This is a genomic window from Microbacterium sp. Root53 (genome assembly GCF_001426925.1).
Lineage (GTDB): Bacteria > Actinomycetota > Actinomycetes > Actinomycetales > Microbacteriaceae > Microbacterium.
In genome coordinates this window covers 12,876-29,802 of record NZ_LMFR01000008.1, presented here as the reverse complement: position 1 = coordinate 29,802, position 16,927 = coordinate 12,876, and the positions used below count along the sequence as shown (strand labels likewise).

Below are 16,927 nucleotides of genomic sequence, written 5' to 3'. Positions count from 1 at the left end.
GTCACCAGAGGGTCGATTGTCCGGCGCGCTTCGCGACCCCGTTGAAGGTCAGCAGCAGAACGAGGTTGATGAGGGAGTTGAACAGGCCGATCGCGGCGGAGTAGCTGAACTGCGCCTGCTGCAGCCCCGCCTTGTACACGTAGGTCTGGATGACCTCGGACGCCGGGAGGTTCAGGTCGGTCTGCATCAGCAGCACCTTCTCGAACCCGAGGTTGAACAGGTTGCCGATCGCGAGGATGAACAGGATCGTCACGACCGGCATGATCCCGGGGATGTCGATGTGCCGGATTCGCTGCCACTTGTTGGCGCCGTCCACGCGGGCGGCCTCGTGCAGCGCCGGATCGATCGCGGTGAGGGCGGCGAGGTACACGACCATCGAGAAGCCGGCGTTCTGCCAGATGTCCGAGCCGATGTAGAGCGGCCGGAACCACTCGACGGAGCCCATGAAGAACACGGGGTCGCCGCCCAGCAGGACGATCGCGTTGTTCACGATGCCGGAGCGCGGCGAGAACAGCAGGAAGATCATCCCGACGACCACGACGACGGAGATGAACGACGGCGAGTACAGCACGGTCTGCGTGAACCGCTTGAAGCGCCGGCTCTGCAGCTGGTTGACGATGAGGGCCAGGACGATCGGCACCGGGAAGGCGATCAGGAGGCCGAGCCCGTTGATCGTGAGCGTGTTCACCATGAGCCGCTCGAACTGGAACGACTGCATGAAGCGCACGAAGTGCTCGAGCCCGACCCAGGGGCTGCCGGTGAAGCCGAGCGCGGGGTTGTAGTCGCGGAAGGCGATCTGCGCGCCGTACATCGGCCAGTACTTGAAGACGACGACGTAGATCAGCGCCGGGGCCAGTAATACGTATAACTGCCAGGAGCGCAGGGCGCGCCGCGCGGCCGACGCGGCACGCCGGTGCGGCGGGATGCGGGTCGGCGCCTCCGGGGCGCGGTCTCGGGTGAGGGTCATCGATGCACCTTTGCAGTCGCGGTCGAGGGGGTGGAGACGGAGTCGCGCGCGATCAGCGCGCACTCGATGGGGATCCGCTGCGGGTCGGACGTGGTGCCGTCCAGCAGGATCTCGAGCGCCCGGCGGGCCATCCGCTCGTAGGGCAGCTCGACGGTGGTCAATCCGGGGTCCAGGTAGGGGGCGAGGGTCTCGTGGTTGTCGAAGCCCACGATCGAGCAGTCCTCGGCCGGGCGCAGTCCGAGCGCCTCGAGTGCGCGGTACGCGCCCCACGCCGTGCGGTCGTTGCCGCAGAAGATCGCCGTGGGCGGCGCGTCCCGCGTCATCAGGCGGGTCGTCAGGGCGAGGCCGTCCTCCACGATGCCGGTGCCGTAGAGCACCAGCTCCGGGTCGGCCTCGATGCCGGCCTCGGCGAGCGCACGGTGGTAGCCGGCGAGGCGGCCGATGCCGGCCGGCAGGTCGCTCACGGGCGGCTGGATGTTGATCATCGCGATGCGCTCGTGGCCCGCCTCGATCAGGTGGCGGGTGGCCGCGTATCCGCCGCCTTCCTCGTCCGGGAACACGCTGGCGAAGCGGCGGTTCCTGTCCTGCGCGTTGACGACGACGGTCGGCACGCCCTCGAGGCCGGGGGGCAGCTCGAGGTTGCGGTGGTACATCGAGGCGTAGACGACGCCGGCGACCCGGTACGACAGCATCATGTCGACCGCGGCGGCCTGGAGATCGGGGTCGTCGAACGTGTCGACCGAGAGGATCACGTTGCCGGTCTCCCATGCGAGCATCTGCGCGCCCTTGAGGAGGCGTCCCGCAAAGGGGGAGCTCGCGACCTCGTCGGAGATGAAGCCGATCATGCCCGAGCGCCCGCTGCGCAGCGACTTGGCGAACGCGTTCGTGCGGTACCCGAGCTGCTCGACCGCGAGCATCACGCGGTCACGGGTCTCGTCGGCGACGCGGCCGCCGTCGACGTTGTTGAGGACGAGGGACACGGTGGCCTGGGAGACGCCCGCCTGCGCGGCTACCTGTGACATCGTCACCGCCTGCGACCTCCGCGCCATCGCGTTCACCTGCCTTCACCTCGTCGTGGGGGTTAATCGTATAACGAGGATCAGCGTACGGCCACGTCCGTCGGAAAGTCAACTGTCAGTCGAGCTCGTTCGCCCAGGGGAGGTCGGCGCCCGCGCGCGAGACCGTGATGGCGGCCGCGCGGACCGCATCCGCGCCCATCCGCTCGAGCGCGGCGCGGTCGGGCGTCGTCCCGCCGCGGGCGAGCGTCGAGTGGATGAGCGACGCCATGAACGTGTCGCCCGCGCCGATCGTGTCGACCGCGCGCACCCGGACCGGGGGCACGTGCACGCGATCGTCGGCCGTCGCGAGCGTCGCGCCGGCCGCGCCCTGCGTGATGGCGACCACGCGTGGTCCGAGCGCGAGGACGGCGCCGAGGACCTCGTCGATCGCCCGCCCCGGGAACAGCCAGGCGGCGTCCTCGTCGCTCATCTTGACGACCGTCGAGAGCCGCGAGACCGCCTCGAAGGCCGCGAACGCCTCGTCGTGGGCGCCCAGCAGATCGGCGCGGATGTTCGGGTCGAACGTCACGTCTGCCGCCCCTGTCCGGGCGAGCAGGTCGCGGATCGAGGACGCCCCGGGCTCGAGGAACGCCGCGATAGAGCCGGTGTGCACGAGGCGCGGCACGAGCGCGACGGGCGGCAGGGCATCCCATGCGATGTCGAACTCGTACTCGGCGCTGCCGTCGGCCGCGAGGCGGGCGCGGGCCGTCGAGGTCGGGTGCCCGATGGTCGACTCCGGCAGCACGCGCGCCCCGGACTCGGTGAGGCGCTGCGTGATCGCGCGCCCGCGCTCGTCGTCGCCGAGCTGCGTGAGGAGGGCGACGTCGACTCCGCGCCGCCCGAGCCCGAGCGCGACGTTGGCAGGACTGCCGCCGACGTGCTCCACGGTGCCGGTCTCCGACTCGACGATGTCGATGAGCGCCTCGCCGATCACGAGGACCTCGACGTGCTGTGCGGTGTCCATGGTCGTCCCTTCGTTCGAGGCCCGACACTATCGCGCCGCCGGACGGGCAGAACACACCGGGCAGAGCCGCCCGGGCCGTCCTGCCCTCGCCCCGTCCGTGCGCCGGTTGACAGGATGGGCGCGTGAGACGTCGAACCGGTGACGAGACCCGGGCCCTGCTGCTGAAGGTCGGCCTCCAGATGCTGTTCGAGCGGGGCGCCGCCGCCGGCGTGCAGCACATCCGGCTGCAGGATGTGCTCCGCCGCGCGGGCCTGACGACCGGAGCGGCCTACCGGCTCTGGGCCGACCAGACCGACTACCAGGGGGATCTCGCGGTCGCGATGGTTCGCCTGCGTCTCGCGTCGCCGGTCGAGGGCGCCGCGTCGGCGGTCGGCGAGCTGGTTGCCCGTCGGGCCCCGCTCGACGACGTGATCCGCGCCGCGGCCGAGACCCACGTGGCCGGTGCGACGCGGGCGGCGGAGGACCGGTGCGCGCGTGACTCCCAGGCGTTCCTGATCGTACTCGCACTGCGCGCGACCGCCACGACGTGGCCGGAGCTGCGCGAGGCCAGCTGGCAGCGCCACCAGGAGTCGATCGCCGAGTTCGCGGGCTTCTACGGACGGCTCATGGACGCGTACGGCTACCGGATGCGCGCGCCGTTCACGCTGCACGACTTCACGGCGGCCATGGCGGCGCTGGGCGAGGGGTTCGCGATCCATGCCCTCGAGGGCCTGGAGCACCCGGTCGTCGAGATCGCGGACGGGCAGGCGCTGCCGTCGGGGCGATGGACCCTGTTCGCGGTCGCGGTGCGCGCGCTCATGACGACGTTCATGGAGCCGGATCCGTGCGCGGTGCCGCGGGATGCGGATCCGGCACGCGAGACGGCCCCGGCGCCGCGCGAGGCGACATCCGGGGCCGTCCTGGTCTGACGGCGGACGCCCTAGAACCAGGTCGACGCGCGCACCACGCCGTAATAGGTGTAGGCCGTGGCGTTGCACGTCGCGCGCGTGCCGCTCTCCCACCAGCGGTCGTACGCGTGGTTGCACTCCTGTCGGAGGTTCGAGAGGAAGCGGCTGTCGCACGTGGCGCGCGAGACGTCGCGGTCCATGATGCAGAGGTCGTGGCGGGCGCACGGGCCGCGGAAGTCGGCCGAGCCGAACGCGTCGGGGGACTTGGTGCAGTAGTCGTGCAGCGTGCGCTGGTAGGTCGTGTTCGGGTTGTAGACGTAGCGGGCGGGGATCGAGACGTGGCCCTCGCCGGCCTCCATCGGGAGGATGCGCGATCCGATCGCGGCGACCGCGCCGGCGCCGGTGAGCGACGCGGCGGCGGTCGTCGGGGTGGCGGGCTGCGCGGCGGTCGCGGGGCTCGCCATGAGCACCGAGAGGCCGACGAGCAGCGCGGCGGCCAGGGCCGCGAGTCGCTTCATGATCTTCACAGGAGTCCTCTTTCCCGGCCCCCGGCGGGCCGACAGGACTCATGCTGGCGACGCGTCTCGGCGCGCCGGAAGAAAGATAAGCTGTTTCTCCTCGCGGGCGGGGCGGCCGCCGAATACACACCAGACTTCGTGTACTCGAGCCGGCTCAGCGCGCGCGGCGGCGCCAGAAGCCGCGGCGGCGGGGCGCCTCGGCCTCGGCGCGGGCGGCGGCCTCGCGCGCGGCGCAGGCGCGGGCCTCGCGGCGCTCGTGCCACGCGGCGACCTCGGCGTCGACGTCGCGCAGCGCGGTCACGACCGGCGGGCCGCCGAGCAGCTGCAGCCGCGCGTACTTCACGCGCCGGTTGAAGTCCTCGAGCGTCTCGCGCACGTCGCTCTCGCGGTGCATTCCGTCGAGCCGCTCGGTGAGCTCGGCGTCCTCGACCCGCAGGGCGAGGGCGGGCGGCGCGAGCCCGCGCAGGTTCTCGCGCTCGATCTTCTGCCGGATCCACCAGTCCGGGTCGTGGCTCTGGCCGAGGCCCGTCAGGGGCTTGCCGGCGCCGGGGAGGTCGTCGAAGTCGCCGCGGCGGATGGCCTGCTGGATCGCCTGCTCGACGACGGCCGCGCGCTCCTCGGGCGTCGACCAGGTCGGCGTGCGCTCCTCGCTCTGGCCGCGCTGCTCCGGCGGCAGGTCCCGCTCCGCGAGGTAGCGGGCCGCCTCCTGACGCGGATCCGGCCGATCGCCCACCCCTCCAGGCTACGTCGGCTCGCCGGGGGCGGGGTCCGCGCCGAGCAGGCCGAGGATGCGACGGCGCAGGGCGCCCGCGTCCCCTGCCTCGTCGACGGCCTCGTCGGCGACCAGCCGGCCGTCCCGCAGCACCAGGATCCGGTCGGCGAGGGCGATCGCCTCGTCGACGTCGTGCGTGACCATGAGCACGGCCGGCGCGTGGCGGGCGACCAGCTCGGCGACCGTGCCGTGCATCCGGCGGCGCGTCAGGGCGTCGAGCGCGGCGAACGGCTCGTCGAGCAGCAGCAGCTCGGGATCCCGCACCAGCGCCCGGGCGAGCGCCACGCGCTGCGCCTCGCCGCCCGACAGAGTCGCGGGCCAGTCCCGCTCGCGGCCGGCGAGGCCCACTTCGGCGAGCGCCTCGCGCGCCGCCGCGCGGTGGGGCGCCGTGCGCGGGAGGCCGAGCGTCACGTTGCCGAGCACGCGCAGCGACAGCACGAGCCGCGGCTCCTGGAACACACTCGTCACCCTCGGCGGCACGCGCACCGCGCCGGCGTCGGGCGCCTCCAGCCCCTGCAGGATGCGCAGCAGCGTCGACTTGCCGGTGCCGCTCGGCCCGAGCAGCACCGTGAACTCGCGGCGCCGGAGCGTCAGGTCGAGGCCGTCGAGCACGGCACGCCCGGCGTACTGCTTGCGCAGCCCCGTGATGCATGCCGCGGCGGTCTCCATCGCGACGGTCGACACCGCCGCGCCCGCGCTCACCGCGCCACCCGCGGCCGCCACGGCAGCAGCGCCGCCTCCGCTACCCGCACGAGCGCGTCGAACGCGACCCCGAGCAGCGCGTACAGCACGAGGCACACGAACAGGTGGTCGACGCGGTTGTACTCGCGCGCCATCGCGACCAGGTAGCCGATGCCCTCGCGCGTGCCGACGTTCTCGGCCGCGACGAGGGCGGTGACGGCGACCGCGAGGCACACGCGCACCGCCATCAGGATGCCCGGCAGCGCCTGGGGCAGGACGACGCCCGCCACGAGCCGCGCGCCGGTCACGCCGAAGCAGCGCGCGGCCTCGAGGACCTTCGCGTCGATCGCCCGCACGGCGAGGAACGTGTAGGTGTACATCGGCACCACGACCGCGAACGCGATCACCGCGACCTTGAACGGCTCGTCGATGCCGAACCACGCGATGAACAGCGGGATCATCGCGAGGAACGGCACGGCGCGCAGGATCTGCAGGGTCGAGTCGACGAGCTCCTCGCCGAGCGTCGAGACCCCGGCGAGGAGCCCGAGCACGAGTCCCGCACCGGCGCCGACCCCGACGCCCGCCGCGATGCGCAGCAGCGACGCCTGCAGGTACGTGCCGAGCATGCCGGATCCGGCGATCTCGGCCGCGGCGGCGACCACCGCGCCGGGGCCGGGGAGCACGGCGGCGGGCGCCCATCCTGCCGCCGACACGAGCGCCCACGCCGCCACCAGGCCCACCGGCACGGCCGCGCGGCGCACGGGGCGCCACCCGGACCGTGCCGGCGCGGCGGCCGCGAGCGGGCGCGGAGCGACGAGCGTCGTCATCGCGGGTCAGCCGTCGAGGTCGGCCAGCAGGTCCCACGGGTCGAGGTCGGTCTGGATGACCCCCGCCCGGCGGAACAGGTCCAGCACGCGCTGGAGCCGCTCCGCGTCGGCCGGCCCGGGGACGTGCACCTCGTAGCGCCCCTGCAGCTCGCGCAGCTCGTTCTCGTACGCGTCGCCCACGAGCGCGGTGGGGCCGGATTTCTCGAACACGTTGAGGAAGGCCTCGGGGTCCTCGTGCTGGCGGTCGAGCAGCTCCTGCAGCGTCTCGACGAACGCGACGCCGATCTCGGGATGCGCGTCGATCAGCTCGGACCGGAACGCGTACACGTTGTCGTCGACCGCGTCGAGCGAGCGCTCGGTCGCGAGCACCGTGCCGGTGCGGGCCGCCTGCGCGAAGTAGTCGCTGAACGTGCTCCACGCGTCGATCTGCCCGGACGCGAACGCCGCGACGCCGTCCGACGGCTGCAGCGCGACGCGCTCCACCGCGTCGAACGGGATCCCCACCTGCTCGAGCGCGTCGAGCAGCAGGTACTCGCCCTTGCCGCCGGCGTTGACGGCGACACGGCGGCCCACCAGGTCCTCGATCGTCTCGATGCCGGATCCGGGGGCCGCCACGATGCCCGCGTTCTCGGTCAGCACCTCGCGGCGCTGCACCGACACGATCTTCACGGGCAGGCCCTTGGCGGTCGCGCCCGCGATCGGCGCGAACGCGGCGTTCGCGACATCCAGCTGCCCCGCGTTGAACAGCGGCACGTTGGCCGTGAACGCGTACTCGCCGTCGACCCATTCGAGCTCGGCGCCGACCTCCGCGAACGCCTCGGCGAGCTCGCCGGTCTTCTTCGCGACGGCCAGCGGGCCCTGGTTGCCCGGGTCGTTGACCCGCACGACCACCGGCTCGCCCGACCCCGCCGCGGGATCGCCCGCCGCGGGCGCCGCGGCGCATCCGGCGAGGGTCAGAGCGAGCGCCGCCAGCGCGACGGCACCGGCCGCCCTCATCGGGCCGCCTCCGCACGCAGCGCGGGAGCCGGAAGGTAGACCTGTCCGCCGGAGGCGGCGAACTCGGCGCTCTTCTCGGCCATGCCGGCGACCGCGGCCTGCGCCGCGGCGTCGCCGTACGTGTCGCGGATGTCCTGCGAGATGCGCATCGAGCAGAACTTCGGGCCGCACATCGAGCAGAAGTGCGCGGTCTTGGCGGGCTCGGCCGGCAGCGTCTCGTCGTGGAACTCCTGCGCCGTGACCGGGTCGAGGCCCAGCGCGAACTGGTCGCGCCAGCGGAACTCGAACCGCGCCTTCGACAGCGCGTCGTCGCGCGCGATCGCGCCCGGGTGGCCCTTGGCCAGGTCGGCCGCGTGGGCGGCGATCTTGTAGGTGATGACGCCGGTCTTGACGTCGTCGCGGTCGGGCAGGCCGAGGTGCTCCTTCGGGGTGACGTAGCAGAGCATGGCGGTGCCGTAGCGGGCGATCTCGGTCGCGCCGATCGCCGACGTGATGTGGTCGTAGCCGGGCGCGATGTCGGTGACCAGCGGGCCCAGCGTGTAGAACGGGGCGCCGTCGCACAGCTCCTGCTGGCGCTCGACGTTCTCGCGCACGAGGTGCAGCGGCACGTGGCCGGGGCCCTCGACCATGACCTGCACGTCGTGCGCCCACGCGCGGCGGGTCAGCTCCGCGAGCGTGTCGAGCTCGGCGAACTGGGCGGCGTCGTTCGCGTCCGCGATCGATCCGGGGCGCAGGCCGTCGCCCAGCGAGAACGCGACGTCGTACTGCGCGAAGATCTCGCACAGCTCGTCGAAGTGCTCGTACAGGAAGTTCTCGCGGTGGTGCGCCAGGCACCATCCGGCCATGATCGATCCGCCGCGCGACACGATGCCCGTCACGCGGTCGGCCGTCAGCGGCACGTAGCGCAGCAGCACGCCGGCGTGCACGGTCATGTAGTCGACGCCCTGCTCGCACTGCTCGATCACGGTGTCGCGGTAGATCTCCCACGTCAGCGCGCTCGCGTCGCCGTCGACCTTCTCGAGCGCCTGGTAGATCGGAACCGTCCCGATCGGGATCGGCGAGTTCCGGATGATCCACTCGCGCGTCGTGTGGATGTCGTTGCCGGTCGACAGGTCCATGAGCGTGTCGGCGCCCCACTTGGTCGCCCACTGCAGCTTCGACACCTCCTCGGCGATCGAGCTCGTCACGGCCGAGTTGCCGATGTTCGCGTTGATCTTCACGAGGAAGGCCTTGCCGATGATCATCGGCTCGGACTCGGGGTGGTTGATGTTGCTGGGGATGATCGCCCGCCCGGCCGCGACCTCGCTGCGCACGAGCTCGACGTCGCACTGCTCGCGCAGCGCCACGTACCGCATCTCGGGGGTGATGATCCCGCGGCGGGCGTAGTGCATCTGCGTCACGGTGCGGCCCGGCTTGGCACGGCGCGGCTCGGGCTTCGCGCCCGCCCAGCGCTGCGAGGGCGCGCCGCGGCGCACCGCCGCGCGGCCGTCGTCGCTCAGCCGGTGCCCGCGCGCCTCGTACGGCTCGGTGTCGTCGCGCGCGGCGATCCACTCGGCACGCTGCGGCGGCAGGCCGCGCTCGGGCACGCTGCCGGGACCTGCCGTGCGGTACACGCGCAGCGGCGGGTTGGGCGTGCCGTCGGGTGAGTCCTCGAGCGCGATCTCGGTCACGGGGACGCGGATGCCGTGCGCGGCGTCCTCGACCCACGCGAGCGAGTGGGAGGGGTGCTGTTCGGTCCCGTGCTCTTCAGCGGATGCGTCGCCGGGAGCGGCGGGATCGACGGGAGGGATGGATGTCGGGAGAGTGCGCGCCACCATGGGCTGTCCTCACTTCCTACGCCGGTACGAGCCGGATCAGGTTCGACGGTCTCGGGCGGTGTCAGCCCGGTCTCAGCCTCTTCCGAGGCCCCCGTGTGGTCAGGACATGTGTATCACGAGCGCCGGGAGTCGGCGCAAATCGGGCCGTGCGTCAGTCGAAGGCGAGCGGGTTCCAGAGACCGGGACGGTCCAGCGGCGCGTAGCGCACATCCGCGCGGCCGTCCTGGATCGACGCGACGCACGCGAGCAGCGACACGGTCGGGTAGCCGTGCGGATGGTTGTCGCGCACGATCGCGCGGTCATCGGTCGGCGGCAGCTCGGCCGTGCGGCCCAGCACGTCGAGCCACGGGCGCCACCAGGCGGCGTCCCCGTCGGTCGGGGCCTGCTCGAAGGCCTCATGCCACGCCGCGATGCGCGGGGTCGCGGGGTCGTCGACGCCGTCGTGCGCCAGCATGTGCGTGCCCGGGGCGAGGGTCTCGCGGCGCAGCTCGGCACCGTCCCAGGACGTCACCCGCACCTCGGCGCCGTCGACCTCGACCAGGTTGAACCCGAGCGTGCGCGGCGCGCCCTCGGGCGACGACCCGGCGACCGAGGCCAGCACGATCCCGCCGCGCGACTCGAGCTCGGCGGCATCCAGTCCCTCGGGGTACCCCGCCCGGTTCAGGAGCACCGCCAGCCGGCCGCCCTCGGCGGCGAGCCAGGCGCCGCCCGCGAGCCGGTCCTGCACGCCCACGAGCCCGGGCCGGTCCGGCCACCACGCGCCGAGCGGGTTCCACGGCCGGTTCGGATCCTCGTCCCGCACCGCGAGCAGGCGCACGGGCTCCGCCGACGACTCCGGGACGCGGACGATCACGGTGCACATGGATCCATTCTCGGGCCCGGGACGGGGCTCGGCTTCGACTCGCTGCGCTCGCTCAACCCGTTTCGACTCCGCTCCTTCTTCGCTCCGCTCGACGACCACAGGGTGATGCCGCGGGGCGTCGAGGCGCGTGAGCCACAATGAAGGCGTGAACATCGTCGTGGGCGTGACCGGCGGCATCGCCGCGTACAAGACCGTGCAGCTCGTGCGGCTGCTGGTGAAGGACGGGCACGAGGTGCACGTCGTGCCGACCGACGATGCGCTGCGCTTCGTCGGTCAGCCGACGTGGGAGGCGATCAGCCGCCACCCCGTGACGACGTCGGTGCACGACGACGTGGCGCAGGTGCGGCACGTCGCGCTCGGCCAGAACGCCGACCTCGTGGTCGTCGCCCCTGCCTCGGCGAACACGATCGCGAAGATGGCCGCGGGCCTGGCGGGCGACCTGCTCGGCACGACGCTGCTCGCCACGCGCGCGCCCGTGCTGATCGCTCCCGCGATGCACACCGAGATGTGGCAGCACGCGGCCACGCAGGCGAACATCGCGACGCTCGCCGCGCGCGGCATCCGGATGATCGGTCCCGACAGCGGGCAGCTGACGGGCGACGACGTCGGCCCCGGCCGGATGAGCGAGCCCGAGGCCATCCACGCCGAGATCGGCCGGATCCTGCAGTCGCGGCGCGATCTCGCGGGCCTGCGCTTCGTGGTCTCGACGGGCGGCACGCGCGAGCCCATCGATCCCGTCCGCTTCCTCGGCAACCGGTCGAGCGGCCGGCAGGGTGTCGCCATCGCGCTCGCCGCCGCGGATCGCGGCGCCGAGGTCACGCTGGTCGCCGCGCACGTCGACGAGTCGGTCGCGGCGCCCGCGGTCGCGCATCCGGGCATCCGGATCGAGCGGGCCGGCACGGCCGCCGAGCTGGGGGAGCGGATGACCGCCCTCGCCGGCGACGCGGACGTGATCGTGATGACCGCCGCGGTGGCCGACTATCGCGTCGCCGACGTGGCCGACCACAAGCTGGCCAAGGAGGACGGCAAGCCCACGCTCGAGCTGGTCGAGAACGCCGACATCCTCAGCGGGCTCGCGGCCGCGCGCCGTCCGGGCCAGACCGTCGTGGGCTTCGCGGCCGAGATGCCGACCGCCGACGAGACCGTGCTCGAGCGCGGCATCCGCAAGCGCCGCCGCAAGGGCGCCGACCTGCTCGCGGTCAACGAGGTCGGCTGGGAGGCGGGCTTCGAGCGCGCCGACAACACGGTCACGGTCATCGGCCCGGACGACGCGCCCGTCGCGACCGCGAGCGGCAGCAAGCGCGAGGTCGCCGACGCGCTGCTCGACGCGATCCTGGCGGTCCGCGGGGCGCCGGCGCCCGCTCAGTAGGCTCGTGCGCATGATCACCGAATGGGTCCACCAGCCGCTGGTGGACGACGCCACGGCCCGCACGAACACCGGCCGCGGCTGGGAGGACTGGGTCGCCGAGATCGACGGGGGTCAGGGCGCCGACGCGGGCCACACCGCGATCGCGCGCTGGCTGGTCGCCGACCTGGGCGTGCGGCCCGTCCCCGCCGTTAGGCTCGGGGCATGGCGACCATCGACATCCCCCGGATCACGCTCAACGACGGCACCGCGTTCGCCGAGCTCGGCCTCGGCACCTACAAGCTGACCGGCGAGGAGGGCATCGCGGCCATCGAGGCCGGCATCCAGACCGGCTACCGCGTGCTGGACACCGCGGTCAACTACGGCAACGAGCACGAGGTCGGCGAGGCCGTGCGCCGCAGCGGGATCGACCGCGACGAGATCGTCGTCACCACGAAGATCCCCGGCCGCCACCACGGCTACGACGAGGCGATCGCGAGCGGCCGCGAGTCCAACGCCACGATCGGCCTCGGCCGCATCGACCTGCTGCTCATCCACTGGCCCAACCCGAGCGTCGACAAGTACGTCGACACGTTCAAGGGCATGATCGCGCTGCGCGACGAGGGGCTCGTGCGCTCGGTCGGCGTCTCGAACTTCACCGAGGAGATGCTGCAGCGCCTGATCGACGAGACCGGCGTCGTCCCGGCCGTGAACCAGGTCGAGCTGCACCCGTACTTCCCGCAGACCGCGCTGCGCGCGTTCCACGCCGAGCACGGCATCCGCACCGAGAGCTGGAGCCCGCTCGCGCGGCGCAGCGAGCTGCTGACCGAGCAGCTCATCACCGACCTCGCCGAGGTGTATCAGGTGAGCCCGACGCAGGTCGTGCTGCGCTGGCACGTGCAGCTCGGCTCGACGCCCATCCCGAAGTCGGCGGATCCGGACCGCCAGCGCGAGAACGCCGACGTGTTCGACTTCACGCTCGACGACGAGCACGTCGAGGCGATCTCGGCCCTCGAGCGCGGACGCCTCTGGGACGGCGACCCGCTCACGCACGAGGAGTTCTGAGAACGGATGAGGCGCCCCCGCGGGGGCGCCTCATCCGTTCGGGCGACGGCCGCTACTGCTCCTCGTCCTCGAGGTCCTCGAAGTCCTCGTCGTCGTCCTCCTCGTCCTCCTCGAAGTCCTCCTCGTCGAGGATCGAGATCATCCACTTCACGCCGAAGCGGTCGGTGAGCATGCCGAACAGCCCGCCCCAGTCGGGCTCGGACAGCGGCAGCACGATGGTTCCGCCCTCCGAGAGGGCCTCCCACCACTCGGTGAGGTCCTCCTCCTCGTCGCCGCTGATCGAGATCGAGTGGCCGCCCGCGCCGTCGTAGGGCACGCCCTGCGGGGTGTCGCTCGCCATCAGCACCATGCCGTCGGGCGTCTCGAGCACGGCGTGCAGCACGAGATCGGCGTCGTCCGGGTGGTGGTCGATCTCGCTCTCGCCGAACGTCTCGATCTCGAGCTCGCCACCGAACACCGACTGGTAGAACTCCATCGCCTCGCGCGCGGTGTCGTGGAAGTGGAGATACGGGTTGAGCACGGGCACGGCGGACTCCTGACGTGTCTGGCGGGCGGGGTCGCGATCAGTCTCGCCGCCCCGCGCCGCGCGTGGCAAGGGTCTGCGCGCGGCGTGTCCGGGTCAGCGGGCGGCGGCGGGCGGCGCCTCGGCGGCGGCGTCCGGAGGCAGAACGCGCACGGCGTTGCCCCACGGGTCGTCGAACGACAGCATCCGTCCGTCGTGCGCGGTCGGCACGCCGAAGTGCCGCAGCCGATCGTCCAGCGCGCCGAGGTCGTCCGCCGTCGGGACGGCGATGTCGACGAGTCCCAGGCCGAGGGTCATCCGGCGCCGGCCGGCCCCGCGGCTGCGCCACGTGTTCATCGCCATGTGGTGGTGGTAGCCGCCCGCGCTGACGAACAGCGCTGAGTCGCCGAGCGTCGACGTGGTGTCGAACCCGAGCCGGTCGACGTAGAACTCGCGTGCGGTCGCGACGTCGCCGACGCTCAGGTGCACGTGACCCACGCGCGCACCGCCGATCACCGGATCCTCGATCGCGGCGTCGGTGAGGTGCTCGCGCAGGAAGGCGTTCGGGTCCAGGTACAGCGTGTCCATCTCGACGCGGCCGTGGGTCCAGCTCCACAGCGACCGGTCGCGGTCCCAGTACAGCTCGACGCCGTTGCCCTCGGGGTCGGTGAAGTAGAACGCCCGGCTCACGAGGTGGTCCGAGCTGCCCGTGAACGTGCCCGGGGCGTGGCGCGAGACCGAGTGGACCGCGGCGGCGAGGGCCTCCTGGGTCTCGAACAGGATCGCGGTGTGGAACAGACCCGCCTCGCGGGGGCCGGCGTGGCGCAGCTCGGGCGCGTGCTCGAGCACCAGCACCGGCGTGCCGCCGCGCCCGAGCACCGCGCGGGGGCCGTCGTGCCGCAGGACCGTCAGCGGCACGGCCTGCGTGTAGTAGCGGATCATCGCGTCGAGAGCGGCCACGCGCAGCGTGACCGCCCCCATCGCGGTGTCGGCGGCGAGCCGGTCGGTCATCCTCACCGGACCAGCGCGAACCCGGCGGTCCAGGCGATCTGCTCGCGCGCGGCGAGCGTGAGCTGCAGGAACCCGAGGGCCTCGAGCTCGCGGGCGCGCGCCAGCGAGCCGGCGTCGACGGCGGCGAGCGAGCCGGCCTCGATGGCAGAGATCAGCGCCGCCTTCGCCTCGGCGTCGTCGCCCGCGACGAGCACCGTGGTCGACTGCGCGCCGACCTGGCCCGAGTTCAGCGTGCCGGCGAAGGTCGTGTTGAAGGCCTTCAGGACCTTCGCGCCCGGCAGCTGCTTCTGCAGCTCGGCGGCGGCCGACGAGTCGGCCGGCACCACGAGCGAGTCGAACGTCTCGAAGTCCACGGGGTTCGTGATGTCGACCACCGTGCGGCCCTCGAGCTCGGCGCCGCGCGTCTGCGCGATCTCGGCCAGCGCGCCGTAGGGCACGGCCAGGATGACGATGTCGCCGGTCACCGCGGCGGTGTCGCCGTGGCCGAGCTGCTGGATGGAGGCGCCGCCCCGGGCGAGCACGCCCGCGATCGCCTGACCCATGTTGCCGGTGCCGATGATGGTGATGTCCGTCATTGCCGTTCTCCTTCGTGATGCTTGTACCTACAAGTAATGAGCCCAACCCGGTTGTGGCTACAACTATTCCCGTAGGATCCGGGCATGGGAAGAGGCCGGTCGTTCACCTCTGAGGAGCGGGACACGTGGGCGCCCGTCGCGGCCATGCTCGAGCTCATGCCGCGGCAGCTCGACGCCCAGCTCCTGGCCGACGAGGGGCTCACCCACTTCGACTACTTCGCGCTCTCGGTGCTCGCGCTGGAGCCCGCGCACCGGATGCGGATGACCGAGCTCGCGTCGCACACGAACGCGACCCTGCCGCGCCTCTCGCACGTCATCACGCGGCTCGAGAAGCGCGGCTACGTGCGGCGCGAGCGCGCCGCCGACGACGCGCGCGCGACCGACGTCGTGATCACCGCGGAGGGGCGCCGCAAGGTGGTCGGGGCGACGCCCGGGCACGTCGAGAACGTGCGCGCCATGATCCTGGATGCGCTCACGCCCGAGCAGCGCGCTCAGCTGCGCGAGATCACCGCCGCGGTGCTGGCGCGGCTCGACCCCGAGGGCCGGATGGCGATCACGCGCCGCGGCTGACGCCCGCGCTCAGGCGCTCGCGCTCGCCCAGGCGGCTGTGCCGGCGCGAGTACGCGAAGTACACGACCACGCCGATCGCGAGCCACACGACGAACCGGATCCACGTGTCGAGCGTCAGGTTCAGCATCAGGTAGAAGCAGATCACCGCCGAGATGATCGGCAGTACCGGCACCCACGGCACGCGGAACGCGCGGGGCAGGTCGGGGCGCGTGCGGCGCAGCACGATCACGCCGATCGAGACCAGCACGAAGGCCGCGAGCGTGCCGATGTTCACCAGCTCGGCGAGCGTCGACAGCGGCACGAACGCCGCCAGGATCGCCACGACCACGCCGGTGATGATCGTGATCCGGTACGGCGTGCGGAACCGCGGGTGGGTCTTCGACAGGCTCACGGGCAGCAGGCCGTCGCGCGCCATCGCGAACGCCACGCGGGTCTGGCCCATGAGCAGGATCATCGACACCACGATCAGGCCGATGCACGCGCCGATCGCGATCAGGTCGCCCATGATCGGCAGGCCCGCGGCGTCGAACGCGGTCGCGAGCGGGGCGCCGTCCTCGGGGTCGATGTCGCGGTAGTTCTGCATGCCCGTGATGACGAGCGACACGGCCATGTACAGCACCGTCACGATCGCGAGCGCGCCCAGGATGCCGCGCGGCAGGTCGCGCTGCGGGTTGCGCGTCTCCTCGGCCGTCGTGGCGACGACGTCGAAGCCGATGAACGCGAAGAACACCATGGCCGCCGCGGCGAACACGCCGCCGATGCCGTACACGCTCGGCTCGAGGCCGAAGATGCCCTGCACGATCGGCAGGTGGAAGACGTCACCGCCGTCCGCTCCGGCCGGAGCCTCGGCCGGCGGGACGAACGGCACCCAGTTCGAGATCTTCACGAGGAACGCGCCGACGACCACGACCGCGAGCACCACGAGCACCTTCAGGCCCGTGACGATCTGGTTGATCCGGCTCGAGAGCTTGATGCCGCCGACCGTCACGGCGGTCAGGCCGAGGATGAGGAGGCCGGCCGGCAGGTTCACGAAGCCGTCCTCGACCGTCGCGATCGCCGCGGGGATCTCGAACCACGTGCCGTCGAGCACGACCGCGAGGTACTGGCTGAACGACGTCGCGAGCGCCGCGGCGCCGACCGTGAACTCCAGGACGAGATCCCAGCCGATGATCCACGCGAGCAGCTCGCCGAGGGTCGCGTACGTGAACGTGTAGGCGCTGCCCGCGACGGGCACGGTCGACGCGAACTCGGCGTAGCAGAGCGCCGCGAGCGCGCACGCGACGCCCGCGATCAGGAACGAGATGGCGATCGCGGGGCCTGCGTTCGTCGCGGCCGCGTGACCCGTCAGCACGAAGATGCCGGCGCCGACGCAGACGCCGATGCCGAACAGGATGAGGTCGAAGACGCCCAGGTTCTTCTTGAGCTGGTGCTCGGGCTCCTCCGTGTCGGCGATGCTCTGCTCGATCGACTTCGTGCGGAACAGGCTCATGGATCTCTCCTCGTTCGCGGC

General features: G+C 72.4%; 18 protein-coding genes and 1 riboswitch. Of the genes, 4 read left to right on the top strand and 14 right to left on the bottom strand.

Annotation, left to right across the window (positions count from 1 at the left end):
• Position 1: 1 nt before the first annotated feature.
• The 3 genes from ASD19_RS04045 to ASD19_RS04035 all read right to left on the bottom strand — a co-directional run bounded on the left by ASD19_RS04045 (position 2) and on the right by ASD19_RS04035 (position 2,989).
• Positions 2-967: an ABC transporter permease gene (locus tag ASD19_RS04045; protein ID WP_055988872.1), complete on the bottom strand. Its 966-nt coding sequence runs from the start codon at positions 965-967 to the stop codon at positions 2-4.
• Positions 964-1,989 (bottom strand): LacI family DNA-binding transcriptional regulator, encoded by a 1,026-nt coding sequence (locus tag ASD19_RS04040; protein ID WP_055988883.1) that lies wholly within the window; start codon positions 1,987-1,989, stop codon positions 964-966. The genes ASD19_RS04045 and ASD19_RS04040 overlap by 4 nt, the downstream gene beginning before the upstream one ends.
• Positions 1,990-2,101: 112 nt before the next feature.
• On the bottom strand, positions 2,102-2,989 hold the full coding sequence (locus tag ASD19_RS04035) for a carbohydrate kinase family protein (RefSeq protein ID WP_055988871.1): 888 nt from the start codon (positions 2,987-2,989) through the stop codon (positions 2,102-2,104).
• Between the two features lie 122 nt (positions 2,990-3,111).
• Here ASD19_RS04035 and ASD19_RS04030 point away from each other — a divergent pair, with 122 nt between their 5' ends.
• Complete coding sequence (locus tag ASD19_RS04030) at positions 3,112-3,897, top strand: hypothetical protein (RefSeq protein ID WP_200941059.1); 786 nt, start codon at positions 3,112-3,114, stop codon at positions 3,895-3,897.
• A gap of 11 nt (positions 3,898-3,908) precedes the next feature.
• Here the strand turns inward: ASD19_RS04030 and ASD19_RS04025 are convergent, their stop codons facing one another.
• The 7 genes from ASD19_RS04025 to ASD19_RS03995 all read right to left on the bottom strand — a co-directional run bounded on the left by ASD19_RS04025 (position 3,909) and on the right by ASD19_RS03995 (position 10,349).
• A complete protein-coding gene (locus tag ASD19_RS04025; RefSeq protein WP_235562965.1) occupies positions 3,909-4,394 on the bottom strand; it encodes a phospholipase A2 in 486 nt (161 codons plus the stop codon).
• Positions 4,395-4,548: 154 nt separating this feature from the next.
• Positions 4,549-5,127 carry a J-domain-containing protein gene (locus ASD19_RS04020; protein ID WP_055988869.1) on the bottom strand — a complete coding sequence of 193 codons (579 nt, stop codon included), beginning with the start codon at positions 5,125-5,127 and terminating at the stop codon, positions 4,549-4,551.
• A 9-nt stretch (positions 5,128-5,136) separates the two neighbouring features.
• A complete protein-coding gene (locus ASD19_RS04015; RefSeq protein ID WP_442922500.1) occupies positions 5,137-5,868 on the bottom strand; it encodes an ABC transporter ATP-binding protein in 732 nt (243 codons plus the stop codon).
• Positions 5,865-6,674, bottom strand: coding sequence for an ABC transporter permease subunit (locus ASD19_RS04010; protein ID WP_055988868.1), 810 nt, complete (start codon positions 6,672-6,674; stop codon positions 5,865-5,867). The genes ASD19_RS04015 and ASD19_RS04010 overlap by 4 nt, the downstream gene beginning before the upstream one ends.
• Before the next feature lie 6 nt (positions 6,675-6,680).
• Positions 6,681-7,670: an ABC transporter substrate-binding protein gene (locus ASD19_RS04005; RefSeq protein WP_055988867.1), complete on the bottom strand. Its 990-nt coding sequence runs from the start codon at positions 7,668-7,670 to the stop codon at positions 6,681-6,683.
• Positions 7,667-9,487, bottom strand: a complete 1,821-nt coding sequence (thiC, locus tag ASD19_RS04000) for a phosphomethylpyrimidine synthase ThiC (protein ID WP_055988866.1) — start codon at positions 9,485-9,487, stop codon at positions 7,667-7,669. The genes ASD19_RS04005 and thiC overlap by 4 nt, the downstream gene beginning before the upstream one ends.
• Positions 9,484-9,592, bottom strand: a riboswitch (TPP riboswitch). It overlaps the preceding gene by 4 nt.
• A 46-nt stretch (positions 9,593-9,638) precedes the next feature.
• Entirely contained in the window at positions 9,639-10,349 is a 711-nt protein-coding gene (locus ASD19_RS03995; RefSeq protein ID WP_055988865.1) for an NRDE family protein, read from the bottom strand.
• A 145-nt stretch (positions 10,350-10,494) separates the two neighbouring features.
• Here ASD19_RS03995 and coaBC point away from each other — a divergent pair, with 145 nt between their 5' ends.
• Together coaBC and ASD19_RS03985 are read left to right on the top strand one after the other, a co-directional pair.
• A complete protein-coding gene (coaBC, locus tag ASD19_RS03990; RefSeq protein ID WP_055988864.1) occupies positions 10,495-11,718 on the top strand; it encodes a bifunctional phosphopantothenoylcysteine decarboxylase/phosphopantothenate--cysteine ligase CoaBC in 1,224 nt (407 codons plus the stop codon).
• 201 nt (positions 11,719-11,919) lie between these two features.
• The gene (locus ASD19_RS03985; protein WP_055988863.1) at positions 11,920-12,759 is read left to right on the top strand and encodes an aldo/keto reductase; all 840 of its coding nucleotides are present in this window, start codon (positions 11,920-11,922) and stop codon (positions 12,757-12,759) included.
• A gap of 52 nt (positions 12,760-12,811) precedes the next feature.
• Here ASD19_RS03985 and ASD19_RS03980 read toward each other — a convergent pair whose 3' ends face one another.
• The 3 genes from ASD19_RS03980 to ASD19_RS03970 all read right to left on the bottom strand — a co-directional run bounded on the left by ASD19_RS03980 (position 12,812) and on the right by ASD19_RS03970 (position 14,847).
• A complete protein-coding gene (locus ASD19_RS03980) occupies positions 12,812-13,285 on the bottom strand; it encodes a VOC family protein (RefSeq protein WP_082542963.1) in 474 nt (157 codons plus the stop codon).
• Between the two features lie 93 nt (positions 13,286-13,378).
• Positions 13,379-14,272 (bottom strand): VOC family protein, encoded by an 894-nt coding sequence (locus ASD19_RS03975; RefSeq protein ID WP_055988862.1) that lies wholly within the window; start codon positions 14,270-14,272, stop codon positions 13,379-13,381.
• 2 nt (positions 14,273-14,274) lie between these two features.
• Positions 14,275-14,847 (bottom strand): NADPH-dependent F420 reductase, encoded by a 573-nt coding sequence (locus ASD19_RS03970; protein WP_055988861.1) that lies wholly within the window; start codon positions 14,845-14,847, stop codon positions 14,275-14,277.
• A gap of 84 nt (positions 14,848-14,931) precedes the next feature.
• Here ASD19_RS03970 and ASD19_RS03965 point away from each other — a divergent pair, with 84 nt between their 5' ends.
• Positions 14,932-15,417: a MarR family winged helix-turn-helix transcriptional regulator gene (locus tag ASD19_RS03965; protein ID WP_055988860.1), complete on the top strand. Its 486-nt coding sequence runs from the start codon at positions 14,932-14,934 to the stop codon at positions 15,415-15,417.
• Here the strand turns inward: ASD19_RS03965 and ASD19_RS03960 are convergent.
• On the bottom strand, positions 15,401-16,906 hold the full coding sequence (locus tag ASD19_RS03960) for an amino acid permease (RefSeq protein ID WP_055988859.1): 1,506 nt from the start codon (positions 16,904-16,906) through the stop codon (positions 15,401-15,403). The genes ASD19_RS03965 and ASD19_RS03960 overlap by 17 nt on opposite strands.
• Positions 16,907-16,927 lie beyond the last annotated feature (21 nt).